At 34.9% G+C, this 15,291-nt stretch carries 17 protein-coding genes; 13 read left to right on the top strand and 4 right to left on the bottom strand.

Annotated elements, in window-relative coordinates; translation table 11 throughout:
• The first annotated feature begins 31 nt into the window (after nt 1-31).
• The 4 genes from C1A40_RS00740 to C1A40_RS00725 all read left to right on the top strand — a co-directional run bounded on the left by C1A40_RS00740 (nt 32) and on the right by C1A40_RS00725 (nt 4,818).
• A complete protein-coding gene (locus tag C1A40_RS00740; protein WP_102994218.1) occupies nt 32-2,236 on the top strand; it encodes an ATP-dependent DNA helicase RecQ in 2,205 nt (734 codons plus the stop codon).
• Between the two features lie 408 nt (nt 2,237-2,644).
• Complete coding sequence (locus C1A40_RS00735; protein ID WP_102994217.1) at nt 2,645-3,577, top strand: peptidylprolyl isomerase; 933 nt, start codon at nt 2,645-2,647, stop codon at nt 3,575-3,577.
• A gap of 208 nt (nt 3,578-3,785) precedes the next feature.
• Entirely contained in the window at nt 3,786-4,331 is a 546-nt protein-coding gene (locus C1A40_RS00730; protein ID WP_102994216.1) for a YfiT family bacillithiol transferase, read from the top strand.
• Nucleotide 4,332: 1 nt separating this feature from the next.
• A complete protein-coding gene (locus C1A40_RS00725) occupies nt 4,333-4,818 on the top strand; it encodes a GNAT family N-acetyltransferase (protein ID WP_102994215.1) in 486 nt (161 codons plus the stop codon).
• An 18-nt stretch (nt 4,819-4,836) separates the two neighbouring features.
• On the opposite strand, the gene C1A40_RS00720 is transcribed toward C1A40_RS00725, so the two are convergent.
• The gene (locus C1A40_RS00720) at nt 4,837-5,394 is read right to left on the bottom strand and encodes a thioredoxin family protein (RefSeq protein ID WP_102994214.1); all 558 of its coding nucleotides are present in this window, start codon (nt 5,392-5,394) and stop codon (nt 4,837-4,839) included.
• Between the two features lie 46 nt (nt 5,395-5,440).
• Between C1A40_RS00720 and C1A40_RS00715 the strand changes: the two genes are divergently transcribed.
• Together C1A40_RS00715 and C1A40_RS00710 are read left to right on the top strand one after the other, a co-directional pair.
• Nucleotides 5,441-5,776, top strand: a complete 336-nt coding sequence (locus C1A40_RS00715; protein ID WP_102994213.1) for a tRNA-binding protein — start codon at nt 5,441-5,443, stop codon at nt 5,774-5,776.
• Between the two features lie 70 nt (nt 5,777-5,846).
• Nucleotides 5,847-6,878 (top strand): lysophospholipid acyltransferase family protein, encoded by a 1,032-nt coding sequence (locus C1A40_RS00710; RefSeq protein ID WP_241910461.1) that lies wholly within the window; start codon nt 5,847-5,849, stop codon nt 6,876-6,878.
• Between the two features lie 54 nt (nt 6,879-6,932).
• Here C1A40_RS00710 and C1A40_RS00705 read toward each other — a convergent pair whose 3' ends face one another.
• Both C1A40_RS00705 and C1A40_RS00700 read right to left on the bottom strand, forming a co-directional pair.
• Entirely contained in the window at nt 6,933-7,316 is a 384-nt protein-coding gene (locus C1A40_RS00705) for a PUR family DNA/RNA-binding protein (protein ID WP_102994212.1), read from the bottom strand.
• Nucleotides 7,317-7,469: 153 nt separating this feature from the next.
• Nucleotides 7,470-9,233, bottom strand: coding sequence for an ABC transporter ATP-binding protein (locus tag C1A40_RS00700; RefSeq protein ID WP_102994211.1), 1,764 nt, complete (start codon nt 9,231-9,233; stop codon nt 7,470-7,472).
• Nucleotides 9,234-9,590: 357 nt separating this feature from the next.
• On the opposite strand from C1A40_RS00700, the gene nusB reads away from it, so the two are divergent.
• From nusB to proB, 7 genes are all read left to right on the top strand, one after another.
• The gene (gene nusB, locus C1A40_RS00695; protein ID WP_102994210.1) at nt 9,591-10,538 is read left to right on the top strand and encodes a transcription antitermination factor NusB; all 948 of its coding nucleotides are present in this window, start codon (nt 9,591-9,593) and stop codon (nt 10,536-10,538) included.
• Between the two features lie 99 nt (nt 10,539-10,637).
• Nucleotides 10,638-11,096 (top strand): DUF1573 domain-containing protein, encoded by a 459-nt coding sequence (locus C1A40_RS00690; protein ID WP_102994209.1) that lies wholly within the window; start codon nt 10,638-10,640, stop codon nt 11,094-11,096.
• Nucleotides 11,097-11,129: 33 nt separating this feature from the next.
• Nucleotides 11,130-11,420 carry a preprotein translocase subunit YajC gene (yajC, locus tag C1A40_RS00685; protein WP_102994208.1) on the top strand — a complete coding sequence of 97 codons (291 nt, stop codon included), beginning with the start codon at nt 11,130-11,132 and terminating at the stop codon, nt 11,418-11,420.
• Nucleotides 11,421-11,818: 398 nt separating this feature from the next.
• On the top strand, nt 11,819-12,280 hold the full coding sequence (locus C1A40_RS00680) for a GNAT family N-acetyltransferase (RefSeq protein WP_102994207.1): 462 nt from the start codon (nt 11,819-11,821) through the stop codon (nt 12,278-12,280).
• A gap of 29 nt (nt 12,281-12,309) precedes the next feature.
• Complete coding sequence (locus tag C1A40_RS00675; RefSeq protein WP_102994206.1) at nt 12,310-12,501, top strand: hypothetical protein; 192 nt, start codon at nt 12,310-12,312, stop codon at nt 12,499-12,501.
• Nucleotides 12,502-12,528: 27 nt separating this feature from the next.
• Nucleotides 12,529-13,350 (top strand): pyrroline-5-carboxylate reductase, encoded by an 822-nt coding sequence (gene proC, locus C1A40_RS00670; RefSeq protein ID WP_277871411.1) that lies wholly within the window; start codon nt 12,529-12,531, stop codon nt 13,348-13,350.
• Nucleotides 13,351-13,354: 4 nt separating this feature from the next.
• Nucleotides 13,355-14,125 carry a glutamate 5-kinase gene (gene proB, locus C1A40_RS00665; protein ID WP_102994204.1) on the top strand — a complete coding sequence of 257 codons (771 nt, stop codon included), beginning with the start codon at nt 13,355-13,357 and terminating at the stop codon, nt 14,123-14,125.
• A gap of 187 nt (nt 14,126-14,312) precedes the next feature.
• Here proB and cysK read toward each other — a convergent pair whose 3' ends face one another.
• Nucleotides 14,313-15,227: a cysteine synthase A gene (gene cysK / locus C1A40_RS00660; protein WP_102994203.1), complete on the bottom strand. Its 915-nt coding sequence runs from the start codon at nt 15,225-15,227 to the stop codon at nt 14,313-14,315.
• Between the last annotated feature and the right edge of the window lie 64 nt (nt 15,228-15,291).

Below are 15,291 nucleotides of genomic sequence, written 5' to 3'. Positions count from 1 at the left end.
AAGAAGCAAGTAAATTAATTATTTTAAACTGATGTTAATAGCAAAACAAGACATTCAGGCAGCTTTGAAAAAGTATTTTGGATTTAATCAATTTAAAGGACTTCAAGAAGCTGTTGTTGAAAGTATATTATCAGGGCAACACACTTTTGTGATAATGCCCACCGGAGGTGGTAAATCACTTTGTTACCAATTACCAGCTCTAATGCAAGAAGGTACGGCCATTGTGGTTTCGCCGTTAATTGCATTAATGAAAAATCAAGTAGATGCCATTCGTGGCGTTTCAAAAGAGGAAGGTATTGCCCACGTATTAAATTCATCCTTAAATAAAACAGAGATAAAACAGGTTAAATCGGATATCACCAATGGTATTACGAAACTCCTGTATGTTGCCCCCGAATCTCTAACTAAAGAAGAAAACGTCGAGTTTTTAAGGTCGGTTAAAATTTCTTTTTTAGCCATCGATGAGGCCCATTGTATTAGTGAATGGGGACATGATTTTAGACCCGAGTATCGAAACCTTAGACATATTATTAAACGTATTGGCGACAATATTCCAATTATTGGTTTAACGGCAACAGCCACGCCTAAAGTACAGGAAGACATTATTAAAAACTTAGGGATTGGTGATGCCAAAACCTTTAAAGCGTCCTTTAATAGACCAAATTTGTATTACGAGGTAAGACCAAAAACCAAGCAGGTTGATGCCGATATTATTCGTTTTATAAAACAAAATGAAGGCAAATCGGGTATTGTATACTGCCTAAGCCGAAAACGTGTTGAAGAATTGGCTCAAGTTTTACAGGTTAATGGTATTAATGCCGTGCCTTATCATGCTGGTTTAGATGCTAAAACCCGTTCCAGTCATCAGGATAAATTTTTAATGGAAGATGTCGATGTTGTGGTTGCCACTATTGCCTTCGGAATGGGGATTGATAAGCCCGATGTGCGCTTTGTAATCCATCATGATATTCCAAAAAGTATAGAAAGTTATTATCAAGAAACAGGTCGTGCCGGTCGTGACGGAGGTGAAGGTCATTGTTTGGCGTTTTATAACTACAAAGACATTGAAAAATTAGAAAAATTCATGTCTGGAAAACCTGTTGCCGAGCAAGAAATCGGACAAGCCTTACTTCAAGAGGTTGTCGCTTTCGCGGAAACATCCATTTCTAGAAGAAAATTTATTCTTCACTATTTTGGCGAAGAATTTGACAATAAAACTGGTGAAGGTGGCGATATGGATGATAACGTACGTTATCCTAAAAAGAAAACGGAAGCCCAAACTGAAGTCAAGCTTATTCTTGAAGTGATTCGTGATAGTAATGAAAAATACAAGTCTAAAGATTTAGTAAATGTGCTTGTTGGCCAAGAAAATGCCATGATTAATTCTCACAAAACCAATGAACAACCGTTTTTTGGTTCAGGGAAAAATCACGATAAGAAATATTGGATGGCTTTATTAAGACAAGCTTTAGTAGCAGGATTTCTTAAAAAAGACATTGAAACGTACGGCGTTATTAAATTAACTCCAGAAGGACACGATTTTATTAAAAATCCGAGTTCATTTCTTATGACCGAAGATCATGTTTTTGAAGGCGAGCAGGAGGATGGTAGCATTGTAACTTCACAAAAAGTAAGCAATGCCGTTGCTGATGCGGTTTTAATGGGTATGCTTAAAGATTTACGAAAAAAGAACGCGAAGAAATTAGGAGTGCCTCCTTTTGTTATTTTTCAAGACCCGTCTCTAGAAGATATGGCCTTAAAATATCCGGTTACTTTAGCCGAATTAGCTAATGTTCATGGTGTTGGCGATGGAAAAGCTAAAAAATATGGGAAAAGCTTCGTCGATTTAATCGCGAAATATGTTGAAGAAAATGATATAACGCGTCCCGATGATCTGGTGGTGAAATCTACTGGAACAAACTCGGCTAATAAATTGTATATCATTCAGAATATCGATAGAAAATTACCTCTCGATGATATTGCTTCTTCTAAAGGCATGACCATGGAAGAGTTTATCAAAGAAATGGAAGCTATTGTGTATTCCGGAACCAAATTGAATATCGATTATTGGATTCATGATATTTTAGATGAAGACCAACAAGAAGAAATTCATGATTATTTTATGGAATCGGAATCAGATAATATCTCGGCAGCAATTGATGAGTTTGATGGCGATTACGACGATGAAGAATTGCGTTTGTATCGTATCAAGTTTATTAGTGAAGTAGCTAATTAGAATTTAGAAATATAAGTTTAAAAGGCTGTGAGGTGTGTCAATCATCTCATGGCTTTTTTTGTACAATGCTTTTGGCTATAGGCTGAATGCTTTATGCCAAACTTAGTTGAACCGTTTAATTGTGTAACTGAGAACAACGCCTGTCACCTTAGCTTGCCTGAATAAGGTTTCATGTTTGGTTTCTCCCACAAAGTTTCATAGTTCTAACAAATAATTTCACAAAGGATCTGTTTTAATTTGTCCAAACCAGCCGAACTGGAAACGCAATTCATTTCCCACTTGAGGGGGACGGGGGTGTTTTTAGAGTCAAAGGTCAAAGGTTAACAGTCAAGAGTCAAAAATCATTCTAGCAAAATCCGCTAATCAGAAATCATTCGTTATCTTTGCACTTTCTTAAAAAATAGAACAATGCAAGACGGATTATACGCAAAATTTAATACGACAAAAGGAGAAATTCTTGTGGCTTTAGAATTTCAAAAAACACCAGGAACGGTGGGTAACTTTGTTGCTTTAGCTGAAGGAAATTTAGAAAATTCGGCGAAACCTCAAGGAAAACCTTATTATGATGGATTAAAATTCCACAGAGTTATTCCAGATTTTATGATTCAAGGTGGTTGTCCTCAAGGTACAGGTTCTGGAAACCCAGGATATCAGTTTGATGATGAGTTTCATCCAGATTTAAAGCATGATGGGCCAGGAGTTTTATCGATGGCTAATGCAGGACCAGGAACAAACGGGAGTCAGTTTTTTATAACACACGTAGAAACAGCTTGGTTAGATAATAAACACACTGTTTTTGGAAAAGTGATTGAAGGCCAAGATGTTGTTGATGTGATTGCTCAAGGCGATGTTATTGAGTCTCTAGAGATTGTTCGTGTTGGAGCCGAAGCAGAGGCATTTAATGCTATTGAAGCTTTTAGAACTTTTGAAGGATCTAGAGAAAAACGCTTAGCAGAAGCCAAAGCACAAGCTGAAGCTGAATTAGATAAATTGGCTACAGGTTTTAATAAAACGGATAGCGGTTTACGTTACCAAATCATCCAAAAAGGTGATGGCGCAAAAGCTGAAAAAGGTAAAACGGTTTCTGTACATTATAAAGGTCAATTGTCTGATGGTACCGTATTCGATTCGTCATACAAACGTAATTCACCAATCGATTTTCCAGTTGGCGTAGGACAAGTTATTTCAGGATGGGATGAAGGTATTCAGTTATTACAAGTAGGTGATAAGGCACGTTTCGTAATTCCTAGCCACTTAGGTTACGGAAGTAGAGGTGCTGGAGGAGTTATTCCACCAGATGCTACTTTAATTTTTGATGTTGAGTTAATGAGAGTGAAATAAATCGTTTTTAAAATAAGTATTAGAGGCTGTCTGAAAAGTTAAAATTATTTGATTTGTCAGGTTGAGCTTGTCGAAACCCTTTTTCGAGGGAACATTGAGATATTTCGACAAGCTCAATATGACATCAAGTAAATTTTTCACACAGTCTCTTTTTTTTGTTGTAACTATTTATTGTTTAATTTCATAATCCATTTAATTGCCATTAAAAATGACGAATACAGAGCTTGAAAAATTACGTTACCCTATAGGGAAATTTGAATGCCCAAAATCGATTTCTAACTCAGATTTAAACGCATGGATTTCTGTTTTGGAGCAGTTTCCAAAGCGCTTAGAGTCACTGGTAGAAAATTTGAATGACGCCCAATTAGATACCGAATACCGTCCTGGGGGATGGACCATCAGGCAGGTTATTCATCATGTTGCTGATAGCCACCATCATAGTTATACGCGGTTTAAATGGGCTTTAACGGAAGATAAGCCTCTAATTAAAGCGTATTATGAAGACCGCTGGGCAGAACTTTCAGATTCTAAATTCGCACCTATTGATATGTCTCTGCATCACATTAAGGCCATTCATTTTAAGTTGGTCTACTTATTAAAAACTCTAACGGAAGCTGATTTAGAGCGCCGTTTTATTCATCCTGAAACGAACAGTGAAGTGAAACTGAATTTCCAAATAGGCAATTACGCTTGGCATAGTAATCATCATTATGCGCATATTGAAAATGTCTTGAAACAAAAAGGTTGGTTGTAAGATGATTAGACAAATAAAACCCGAGGACACTCAAGCCTTATTAGATATATATAATTACTACGTACTAAATTCGGTAGCGACCTTCGATATTGATGCACTAACTTTGGATGATTTTCAATATAAAATAGATGGCATCAATAAGGATTATCCTTTTCTAGTTTACGAAGAAAATAATGAAATTTTAGGCTATGCTTATGGCAGTCGATTTCGTCCTAAACCTGCATACAACCATGTTGTGGAATCTACGGTTTATGTAAAGCATGGTGCTCATGGCAAGCAAATTGGCACAAAACTTTATGCTGATTTACTCAAAAGACTAAAACAAAACAATTTTCATACAGTATTAGGAGTGCTTACCATTCCTAACGACGCCAGTGTTAAACTTCATGAGCATTTTGGTTTTGAAAAGGTAGCGCATCTTAATGAGGTCGGATTCAAATTTGATACCTGGCAGCATGTAGGAATCTGGCAATTAAAACTGAAGTAAAAGTTGTAATTAGTATTATTAAGACTTCCACTTAATATTACACCCTATACTAGGTTTCTGTATGGTGGTATTGTCTTTCCCTGCTAACAAGCAATCCAAAGCGTGTTTTAAATCCTTGCCAGTAACGGGTTTACCATTTCCAGGGCGCGAATCATCTAATTGTCCGCGGTAAACAAGCGATAAATTTTTATCGAAAACATACAAGTCTGGGGTGCAGGCCGCATCATAGGCTTTAGCTACGGCTTGATTTTCATCGTAAAGATATGGAAAAGGGTAGCCTTCGTTTTCAGCATGAATACGCATTTTTTCTGGGCCATCCTGCGGGTAGTTCGCTGCATCGTTACTTGAAATGGCAATAAAAGTAATACCTCTTTCCGCGTAAGCGTTTGCAATGTCAACTAATGTATTATTGATATGAATTACAAAAGGACAGTGGTTGCAGATAAATAGGATAACCGTGCCGTTTTTGCCTTTTAAATTATTCAAATTTAAAGTATTGCCACTCACGGTATCTGGAAGCTCGAAAAAAGGAGCTTTTGTGCCTAAGGGCAACATATTTGAAGGGGTATTTGCCATGATAAAAAGTTTAACCAAAGTTCGGCAATATTTGTATTTTTAAAAAATGAAAGCGCTAATTACTTTTGAAGAATTTACTAAAGTTGATCTTCGGGTAGGTACTATTTTGGAGGTGAAAGACTTCCCGGAAGCTAGGAACCCAGCGTATCAACTGTTTATCGATTTTGGGGATCTTGGGATTAAAAAAACTTCGGCGCGAATTACAACACTTTACAAAAAAGAAGACTTGATTAACAGGCAAATCGTTGCTGTTATTAACTTTTCGAAAAAGCAAATTGCTAGTTTTATGAGCGAATGTTTGGTAGTTGGCGCTGTAAACGGGAAAGATGTAGTACTTTTGAATCCTGAAAATCCAGTAAAAAACGGAACTACCGTAAGCTAGATTTAAATCACATTTCGGAAACATCTGAGATGGACCATACATTAACCAGAAAGTTATAATCTTATTTAGTTTGAAATATATTTTTTTAAGAGCTATTAGGGGGTATATGAAGATTGGTATGTTTTTCTATTTTAAGAAAATAACAGTCTTTAATAAGGAGCGCCTACCTAAAAACAAGCCAACACTCATTTTATGTAATCACCAAAATGGATTAATTGATCCTCTGCTGATAGCCGTGACAATCGATCGCTTTTTACATTATTTAACCCGTGCAGGAGTATTTACCAAACCTTTACTAGCAAAGCTGTTTCATCGGTTTCAAATGCTACCTGTTTACCGTATTCGCGATGGTTGGGGAAGTCTAACAAATAATAATGCCATTTTTGAAACCTGTACCAAGTTGCTTAGTCAAGGGGAAACCGTGGTTATTTTTCCTGAAGGCGGCCATGATTTAAGGCGAACCGTAAGGCCGTTAAGCAAAGGGTTTACTCGAATTGTATGGGATACGCTTGAAAAATATCCCGAAACAGACTTACAGTTGCTACCTCTAGGCTTAAATTATGAGGGTATTTTAAATTTTCCTGATAAAGCTACTATCCATTTCGGTGAGCCTATACCAGCCAAAAGTTTGTATACGGGACAGAGAAACCAAGATGTTGTAACTCTTAAAACCAGAATTCAAGCTGAAATGTCTCAACTTACCACCGTTGTACCAATAGAGAACTATAAGGAAACACTAGATAAACTAGAGTCTTTGAAGGTAGATTTTTTAAAACCACATACCGTAAATGCTTGTATTAAAAATAATTTTGAAGCCCCTGTTGAGCGTCCTAAAGCGCGATTTGTTTGGTTAAAACAGCTCTTTCGTTTCTTATTAATTGTGAACTACATCATGCCTTATGTGGTATGGAAATATTATGCCCAGCCAAAAATTAAAGAACTTGAGTTTGTAGCGACTTTTCGTTTCGCGGTAACTATTGTGTTGGGACCGCTTTGGTTACTATTAACAGTGTTTGCAGTAGGGAGCTTGTTTGGTTTTGCAGCGGCCTTGTATTACTTGATAATGAGTTTAGTGCTGGCGTTAGTTGCAGTGAAATTATAGTATAAAAAAACCGCTAAATTCGTTTAGCGGTTCTTGATTTGTTATTTAACTATTTTAAATATCGTCAAAATTAATATCAGTAAAACTTTCAGGGGTTTTTAATTCATCTTCAGTAACTCTACTTGTAGGGTCGTATTCTTTTTTGAAGTCCTTTTGGTGACGCTCGCTAATCACTTCATCACCTTTTTCGTTAATGATATAATCGGTCATTTCTGCTAAAATCTCTTTAAACTCAGCAAAATCTTCCTTATAAATATAAATTTTATGTTTTTTATAATGAAATGATCCGTCGTCATTAGTGAATTTTTTACTTTCTGTAATAGTTAAGTAATAATCATCTGCTTTCGTAGCTCTTACATCAAAAAAATAAGTGCGTCGTCCTGCTCTCAAAACTTTTGAAAAAATTTCCTCTTTCTCCATCATACCGTTATTATTCATAGTCGATTTAAAATTTATATATAATCATTGTGTATCAAAAATCTAAAAAAAACCGATACTAAGCAACAAATTTTGAGGTTTCTTTTTGAAATCTAAGGTTTTGTTGCATTTAATTAAAATTGACTAGTTGTGGTTTTGTTTTACTGTCAAGATTTACAGTGGGTTAGCTGTGTTTTCGCTCAGTTGTTTCAAATAGAGTTCTTTGTAATATCCGTCTGTATTTATCAAAGTATCGTGCGTGCCTTCTTGTACAATTTTACCATGGTCTAAGACAATAATTTTATCGGCATTTTTAGCTGCCGATATACGGTGACTTACAATAATACCCGTTTTTCCTTTTGAAATCTTATTTATGTTATTTAATATTTTCTCTTCAGTTTCGGTGTCTACAGCCGATAAGCAATCGTCAAACAGCAATATTTTAGGTGATTTTATAATGGCTCTCGCAATGGAAACCCTTTGCTTTTGTCCGCCCGAAAGTGTAATACCGCGTTCACCCAAAATGGTATCATAACCTTTATTAAATTTTATGATGTTTTTATGTACCTGAGCATTTTTAGCGGCTTCGATAACATCCTCATCGGTAGCATCATGTTTACCGAATTTTATATTGGTTTTAATGCTGTCTGAAAATAGAAATGCATCTTGAGGCACATAGCCTATATTATTTCTTAAATCGACTAAGTTTAAGTCGGCTATTTCGGTGTCATTAATAAGGATGGAACCTTGATCGATATCATAAAGACGTCCAACTAAATCTAAAACCGTTGATTTACCCGATCCTGTTTTTCCTAAAATGGCAAGGGTGTCGCCAGGTTTTATATGAAAACTAATGCCTTTTAAGGCTTGAATATTAGTATCGTCGTATGTGAAATTAACATCTTTAAATTGAACATCGCCTGTAATTTCGGAATGATTGGCGTTGTTGTTTTTTATTTCTGGTACGATTTTTAAAAACTCGTTAATTCGTTTTTGAGACGCTTCGGCCTGCTGCACGATGGACGTTACCCATCCTACGGTAGCCACTGGCCAGGTAAGCATGTTCACGTAAATAATAAACTCTGCAATGGTACCGATGCTTTTTATTTCACCATTAATATACTGCATGCCACCAACATAAATAACAAGAAGGTTGCTTGTTCCAATGAGAAGAATCATCATGGGGAAAAACCAAGCTTGTACTTTATTTAAATCTATTTGTTTGTCTTTACTTTCTTTGGCAAGGGTGTTAAAATTTAAGGCTGTTTGGGGTTCAATGCCGTAGGCTTTTATAACCGATATACCGCTAAACGACTCTTGTGTGAAAGTAGAAAGCTTCGATAAGTATTCTTGTACAATGGTACTCCGTTTGTGTATTTCTTTACTTAGTTTATAAATGATTATTGATAAAATTGGTAAAGGTAAAATGGTGTAAAGAGTTAATTTAGGCGATGCATTAACCATATAAATAATAACAATAACGAAAAGTGCTACGGTATTGATGCTGTACATAATGGCCGGACCAGCATACATACGTACTCGTCCCACATCTTCTGTAATACGATTCATTAAATCGCCTGTTCTATTTTTCTTATAAAAATTTAAAGACAGTTTTTGGTACTGCTCATAAATTTCATTTTTTAAATCGTACTCAATATAGCGAGACACATTTATAATGGTTTGTCTCATAAAAAAGGTAAGAATACCGCCTACTACAGCGGCACCAATAATATATAAAATCGCCTCCGTTAAATCGGCTTTAACCGCCGCCTCTGTAGCATTGTTTTTAAAAGCATTTTCTATGATTACAAAAATCTTTTTAACATATCGCGGGGTGAATAATAGAAATATTCTAGCAACTATAGTAATAACAATACCTATAACTAGATGCGTTTTATATTTGTAGAAGTATTTGTTAAGGTGCTGTAATTCTTTCATTCAAAAATTAAAATATTAGGGCAAATATAGGGGATAATTGATAATAACCACCTTTAAGCTATGGGTGTAATTGTTAAATATCGTTAAAGCCTAATTTAATTCATTCGCACTATTTTTTTATTGTACTATAGGCTAAGTTCTTGATTTATAAAAGTTTTGTTTTAAAATAAAAAGGAACGATATACTTTATATGTTGAAATTGAAAATGACCATAATGCAACAAGATCTCAAGTGTCTTTAAAATGAATTATGCCTATAATAAATACGTTAATAGTATATTTCTTTTTAAATATAGTGTTATTTTTGCGGCGTGAAAACAATGGAAACCTTCATCTATTTAAATTAAAGTTCTTTGTAATGATGTTAAGCAGAAGACATATTCGTGTGAAAGTAATGCAAACCATGTATGCTTTCAAAGGCAGTGAAAGTGATGATTTTAGTAAAGATCAAAAATTTCTAGTCTATAGTATTGAAAACATGTACAATTTGTATCTATTAATCATTTCTTTATTGATTGAAGTGCAAAAAAGAGCAGAAGATGATTTGCAAAAAAAGCAAAACAAACACCTTGCTACTAAAGAAGATAAGGATCCGAATAGAAAGTTTGTAAACAATGAACTTTTAAAACTCCTAAAGGATAACATCCAACTCGAAGATGAAATAAAAGGCAATGCTCATATTAACTGGGGGCTTGATAATGAGTATGTCGATGTGATTTTCAAAGCCATCACATCAAGTGATTTATATGCCGAATATATGAAAACGCGTGTTTCCGACTTTAAAGAAGACCGCGCTTTTATTGTTGATGTGTTTAAAGACATTATTGCACCTAATGATAAGTTATACGATTATATCGAGGATAAAAATCTAACCTGGTTAGACGATCTTCCAACGGTAAATACCACCATTTTAAAGCTGCTTAGAAAAGCTAAAGCGACATCGCCAGAAAAGTATTTTACACCTAAACTTTATAAGGATATTGAAGATAAACAGTTTGCAATAACTTTGTTTAAAAAGACTTTACTAAATAGGACAGCCATTAATAAGGAAATAGAACAAAAAACTAAAAACTGGGATGCCGAGCGTATTGCGAGTGTCGATTATGTGCTATTGCAAATGGCCATTTCTGAAATTAAAAATTTCCCATCAATACCTGTAAAAGTAACCATGAATGAATATTTAGAAATTTCTAAAGAATATTCAACACCTAAAAGCAGCATTTTTATTAATGGGATTTTGGATAAATTGGTTAAGGAGTATGAAGCTGACGGGACTTTGAAAAAAGTAGGTCGCGGACTTATGTAGCCTGCTACATGTTAATATCTGTTAAGAAAATAGCAAAAATTTTTAATAGTTTAAATAATTGCTATTTTTGCCCACCAAACCTAATAAAAAGAACGCATTATGAAAAAAGTAATTTTAGGATTAACCGCACTTTGTTTAATGGCAATGACATCATGTAAGGATAATGCCGCTGCTAAGATTGATGAAACCAATGTTACTGCTGCAGCAGAGCGTGATGCTAATGCTTCAGATTTTCCAGTATTAGAATTTGATAAGACAGAACATGATTTTGGAGAAGTCATTGCAAAAACACCAGTCGAAACGGTTTTTAAATATAAAAATACAGGTAATGCTCCTTTAGTTATTACCGATATTAAAAGTTCTTGCGGTTGCACGGTGCCTCAAGATTGGAGTAGAGAGCCTTTAGCACCAGGAGAAAGCGGAGAGTTTACAGTGAAGTTTAATGGAAGTGGCGCTAATAAAGTTTCAAAATCTATTACCGTAACAGCAAATACTGAAAAAGGAACAGAAGTTGTTAAAATTTCAGCATTTGTAAAAGCAGATCCAACAAAAAGTTAATTAACAGCTAAAAAGCTAAATCTATTATAAATTATGGGAGAAGGTATAGGTAGTTTACTACCATTTGTATTAATGTTTGTGGTTGTGTATTTCTTTATGATTGCACCACAAATGAAACGTGCTAAGAAAGAAAAGAAATTTGCAGCTAATTTAAAACGAGGCGATAAAGTGATTACTAGAAGTGGTTTACACGCCAAAGTTTTAGAATTAAACGAGAAAGACGGAAGTTGTATTTTAGAAACGTTGTCTGGAAAATTAAAATTCGATAAGTCGGCAATTTCTATGGAAATGAGTGAAAAACTTAATGCTCCCGAAAAGAAATAAAACCTATAAGTTCGGTTTAAAAAGCTCCCTATTTAGGGGGCTTTTTTTTGCTTTATACATTTCGTGTTTGTAATAATAGTTGCTCATGAGATCTGGTGTAAAAATTATCTTATCGTTTCAAATTTGCTATTGGGGCCTTGTTTACGTAAATTTGCGATATGAGACAAGGAATACGTGAAAATAAAAATTTCAGAATATTTAACTTCAATTTTTTAGTTTTTAGAATCCAATCCGACAAATTTATTCCTCCTTCTATCTAGCGAAATCGCTTTATCAATCTCATTTTAAATAGTTTACCTTTTAAAAAAAATGTATAGTACAAGATATTATTTAATTGGTGTATTTTTTATACAAAACATTGCTTGTTGTATCTTGTAATTTAGATGTAACCAAAACTTATGCCCGAAACCAAATCAATCACCATAAAAACTTTTGATGCCTTTACAAGGTTATCAATGAATGATATTAACCGTACCGCCAAATTCATTCATGAGCATTCTGGAGATTTTAAGGATCCTATAAGTGCTATTAGAAAATCCTTGCTGTACGCCGCAAAAGAAATAGCAGGTTTAGGAGGTTACGTGTTTATTATAGAGCTTAAAGATGAAATTATTGGCGCTGTAGTTGTCAATAAAACCGGTATGAATGAATATTTATCTGAAAATATTTTGGTTTACATTGCGGTAAATGAAGCGTATCGCGCACAAGGTATTGCCAGTCAGTTGATAAAACATACCAAGCGCTATTGTAGAGGTGCTATAGCTACGCACATTAATAAGGATAACCCTATTATTAATTTGTTTGAAGAAGAAGGGTTTGAAGCTAGAAATATTGAAATGCGATTAACTCGGAAACAATAATTAATTGTAATAAATTTAAAACCAAACACATGAAAATTTTATATATTAAACGTCAAACGCAATACGAAAAGCGTTACAGCATAAAAATGGGTGATTTAATAACAAAAGTAACATCAATTAAAAAGTGTCTTTTTGGTTTGCCTATTAAAATACGTCACTTAAATAAAGAAACATATTATAAAGAAACAAAGCATTCTAACGAAGGAATGCTCTTTGTTTAAAAAATACTTACCAATAAAAAACGAATAATTAACCAAAACATACACATGAAAGTACTAGTAATCGGAGCAGGGAATATGGGGTTAACCTATGCCGAAGGGATGTCTACATCTAAACTTCTTAATAATAATATCATGGTTCTTGATAATAGCGAGGACAAGCTAAAAGAACTTGATGAAATTCCATATTTTGATGCTTGTCGAGATTTAAAAGACTGCGCACCACAAGCCGATATCATTTTTATAGCCGTAAAACCTTTTCATGCCGAAAGTGTTTTTGAAAACCTAAAACCTTTAACAAACAAGAATCAAATTATTGTTTCTGTGATGGCTGGGGTAACCATTGCTGCTATGAAAAAAATGTCTGGTTTAGATAAAATTGTACGAGCCATGCCTAATCTGCCAGCTCAAATCGGGAAAGGTTTAACGTCATTTGTAGCTTCAAGCGACGTTTCAGAACAAGAAACTAATGATATTGAATCGCTGTTAAGCACCACAGGGAAATCCTTAAAAGTAGCTTCTGAAAATGATATCGATGCGTCAACAGGAATTTCTGGTAGCGGACCAGCTTATGTGTTTTTCTTTATGGAGAGTATGATGAAGGCTGCGCTAGAAATGGGCTTTTCAAACGAAGATTCAAGAACTTTAGTTACACAAACCTTTGCGGGAGCTGTAGAACTTTTTAATCAGTCCGATCTTACTCCAAAAGAATGGATGGATCGTGTAGCTTCAAAAGGAGGTACAACACGTGCTGCACTAAATTCTATGGAAGCCAACAAAGTAGATGTTTTAATTAGAGATGCCGCTTATGCCGCATTTAATCGTGCAATTGAATTAGGTCAAGAACATTAATAAGATGTATAAAGAAAGAGTAGTAATAAAAGTTGGTACGAATGTTATGACCAACAAAGACAATAGAATTGTAAGACCTGTTTTAAGAAATTTAGTAAGACAAATATCTGAACTTTACGAAAGAGATATTATGGCAGTATTAGTATCTTCTGGTTCTGTAATAGCAGGTAAAGAGGTGTTAGGGAAATCTAAAATTAAAAACAAAGCGCAACGACGACAGGTGTATTCATCCATCGGGCAACCAAGAATGATGCGTCTATACTATACCATTTTTTACGACTATGGTATGAAATGTGCCCAGGTTTTACCTACCAAACGGGATTTTACACCAGGTGTTCATCGTGAAAATATGATTAACTGTGTGGAAGGTTTAATGCAAGAAGGTGTTGTGCCTATTGCTAATGAAGATGATGCGGTATCGGTTAAAACTTCTATGTTTTCCGATAATGACGAGTTAGCGTGTTTGATCGCACAATTAATAAATGCCGATAAATTAATTATTTTAACAGATATCGACGGACTTTACTCTGGGCATCCAGAAGCTAAAAACAGTAGCTTAATTTCTAACGTAGATCCAGAAGATGATTTACAAAAGTATATTAAGGAAAGTGGTAAGGCCGAAGGCGAAGGCCGTGGTGGCATGGGATCGAAATTGGATTATGCTCAAGAAGCGGCATCTAGAAATATTCCAACATATATCGCTAACGGTACCAACCCAAATACCATTATTGATATTATTGATGGTAAAGATGTTGGTACTAAAGTATCCTTATAAGCGTAGCGTTATAATTTTAAAGTAAATAAGAGGCTTTCTAAAAAGTTAAAACAATCGTCATTCTGTGCTTGATACAGAATCTCATCACATTGAAATCCAATAATTATGAGAATCTGAAATAAATTCAGATTGACGAAAAAACAACTTTTTAGATAGCCTCTTTTTATATAACAATAACAAAAACGTATTATGGATTCAACAGCCCCTCAATAGAAAGATAGCGTTCACCGGTATCGTAATTCATGGTTAAAATAACAGCACCTTCTTCAATATTTGAAAGTTGTTTTCTTACCGCAGCTAATGAGGCACCAGAGGAGATTCCAACTAAAATACCTTCAGTTGTTGCAATGTTTTTAACTTCAGCGAAAGCTTCTTCTTTAGTTATTCTAACGGCGCCATCAATAAGGTCTTTATTAAAAACTTCAGGGAAAAATCCTGGGCCAATACCTTGTAATGGGTGAGGTCCTGGTTCGCCGCCAGAAATAATAGGAGAGTCATCAGGCTCGACAGCAAGGACTTTTAAATTGGAGAATTTTTTCTTCAACACTTCGGCAACACCGGTAATATGTCCGCCAGTACCAACACCGGTAATGTAGTAATCAATACCATCGGGGAAATCTTTTTCTATTTCTAAAGCCGTTGTTTTTTTATGAATTTCAGGATTTGAAGGGTTGGTAAATTGTGAAGGCATCCACGCATTTTTGTTGTTAGCCACCATCTCATTCGCTTTAGCAATGGTTCCGACTAAACCTTCTTCTTTCGGTGTTAAAACTAAATTTGCACCATAAGCAGCCATTAGGGCACGCCTTTCCACCGACATCGATTCTGGCATGACCAATGTTAACTTATAGCCTTTTATAGCGCAAACCATGGCTAAACCAACTCCCGTATTTCCAGAAGTAGGCTCTATAATATCAGTATCTTTAGTGATGAGGTTGTTTTTTTCGGCATCCTCAATCATAGAAAGAGCAATACGATCTTTGATGCTTCCGCCTGGATTCGCTTTTTCAAGCTTCATCCAGACGTTATTATTTGGAAATAATTTACTTAAACGAACCACAGGGGTGTTGCCTATGTTTTCTAAAATATTATTAATTTTCATGGTCTTATTTATTTGTTAATATTTGTTTTAGCAGTTCTTATATTTATCATTTAATCCCAATAGC

Source organism: Tamlana carrageenivorans (assembly GCF_002893765.1).
Lineage (GTDB): Bacteria > Bacteroidota > Bacteroidia > Flavobacteriales > Flavobacteriaceae > Pseudotamlana > Pseudotamlana carrageenivorans.
Note: the sequence above shows the minus strand (reverse complement) of the source record. Positions and strands in the feature narration are given on the sequence as shown.

Excerpts from the sequence above, each read along its gene's own strand:
- C1A40_RS00690 (WP_102994209.1), top strand. The coding sequence starts at position 10,638 with ATGAAAAAAGTAATTTTAGGATTAACCGCACTTTGTTTAATGGCAATG.
- C1A40_RS00705 (WP_102994212.1), bottom strand. The coding sequence starts at position 7,316 with ATGAATAATAACGGTATGATGGAGAAAGAGGAAATTTTTTCAAAAGTT.
- C1A40_RS00725 (WP_102994215.1), top strand. The coding sequence starts at position 4,333 with ATGATTAGACAAATAAAACCCGAGGACACTCAAGCCTTATTAGATATA.
- C1A40_RS00720 (WP_102994214.1), bottom strand. The coding sequence starts at position 5,394 with ATGGCAAATACCCCTTCAAATATGTTGCCCTTAGGCACAAAAGCTCCT.
- C1A40_RS00675 (WP_102994206.1), top strand. The coding sequence starts at position 12,310 with ATGAAAATTTTATATATTAAACGTCAAACGCAATACGAAAAGCGTTAC.
- C1A40_RS00735 (WP_102994217.1), top strand. The coding sequence starts at position 2,645 with ATGCAAGACGGATTATACGCAAAATTTAATACGACAAAAGGAGAAATT.
- C1A40_RS00680 (WP_102994207.1), top strand. The coding sequence starts at position 11,819 with ATGCCCGAAACCAAATCAATCACCATAAAAACTTTTGATGCCTTTACA.
- C1A40_RS00730 (WP_102994216.1), top strand. The coding sequence starts at position 3,786 with ATGACGAATACAGAGCTTGAAAAATTACGTTACCCTATAGGGAAATTT.
- nusB (WP_102994210.1), top strand. The coding sequence starts at position 9,591 with ATGATGTTAAGCAGAAGACATATTCGTGTGAAAGTAATGCAAACCATG.
- C1A40_RS00715 (WP_102994213.1), top strand. The coding sequence starts at position 5,441 with ATGAAAGCGCTAATTACTTTTGAAGAATTTACTAAAGTTGATCTTCGG.
- proB (WP_102994204.1), top strand. The coding sequence starts at position 13,355 with ATGTATAAAGAAAGAGTAGTAATAAAAGTTGGTACGAATGTTATGACC.
- C1A40_RS00700 (WP_102994211.1), bottom strand. The coding sequence starts at position 9,233 with ATGAAAGAATTACAGCACCTTAACAAATACTTCTACAAATATAAAACG.
- C1A40_RS00740 (WP_102994218.1), top strand. The coding sequence starts at position 32 with ATGTTAATAGCAAAACAAGACATTCAGGCAGCTTTGAAAAAGTATTTT.
- yajC (WP_102994208.1), top strand. The coding sequence starts at position 11,130 with ATGGGAGAAGGTATAGGTAGTTTACTACCATTTGTATTAATGTTTGTG.
- cysK (WP_102994203.1), bottom strand. The coding sequence starts at position 15,227 with ATGAAAATTAATAATATTTTAGAAAACATAGGCAACACCCCTGTGGTT.